Below are 732 nucleotides of genomic sequence, written 5' to 3' on the forward strand. Positions count from 1 at the left end.
TCTTATAACTCTTTTTTTACCAGTAAATTGGTGGTTAGGTTAATTTTGAAAAATAATTTCATGTCAACAAGTTATCAAATAAGGCATGTTAGTTTTGATGCTAAAAAAGGTTTATTAACAGATAGTTGCCAACAACATCATTTGAGTTATACAGAGTCACGTTTATTGACGCTGTTACTTGAAAGACAAAACAAGATTGTCTCAAAAGAAGAGTTAAAAAACTTTGCTTGGGAACATACCGTTGTTACTGACTCTTCTTTAACAAAATCCATCGCGAAAATTCGCCAGTCTCTTTCTACTTATTTCCCGAATGACGAAATCATTGCTACTGTTCCGCGTGTTGGCTATCGGCTTGATCTTGAAGACACAAGTATTTCAGAAAATAAACTAGAGCATGAAGACGAGACTTCAATTGTTTTACCAAATGAAAATAATGTTGGATATCAAGCTCAGATATTATCTTTGAAAAAATTAATTTTCATTATAAAGCAAGGACTTCTAGTTTTATCTATAGCTCTGCTCGCATATTCCGGATTTAATCTATTTCGTAAGTTACCTAATGACTACCGTAATTACTTAAATAATGACTATAGTGCAACTGATATTACGGAGAATGCCTTTACTCATAAAATAATCAAACCCAAAAACATAACTATTCCTGAAAATATAAAGGAAATACTTTCGGAGAAAAAGTGTAATTGTATTTTTATGATTGATAAACGTGATAGGCAT

At 31.4% G+C, this 732-nt stretch carries 1 protein-coding gene; it reads left to right on the forward strand.

What is annotated here, in order from left to right:
* Positions 1-60 precede the first annotated feature (60 nt).
* The coding region (locus tag E5A76_RS19015) for a winged helix-turn-helix domain-containing protein (RefSeq protein ID WP_187695698.1) at positions 61-732 on the forward strand (672 nt) is incomplete at its 3' end.

The organism is Photobacterium lucens (genome assembly GCF_009873615.1).
Lineage (GTDB): Bacteria > Pseudomonadota > Gammaproteobacteria > Enterobacterales > Vibrionaceae > Photobacterium > Photobacterium lucens.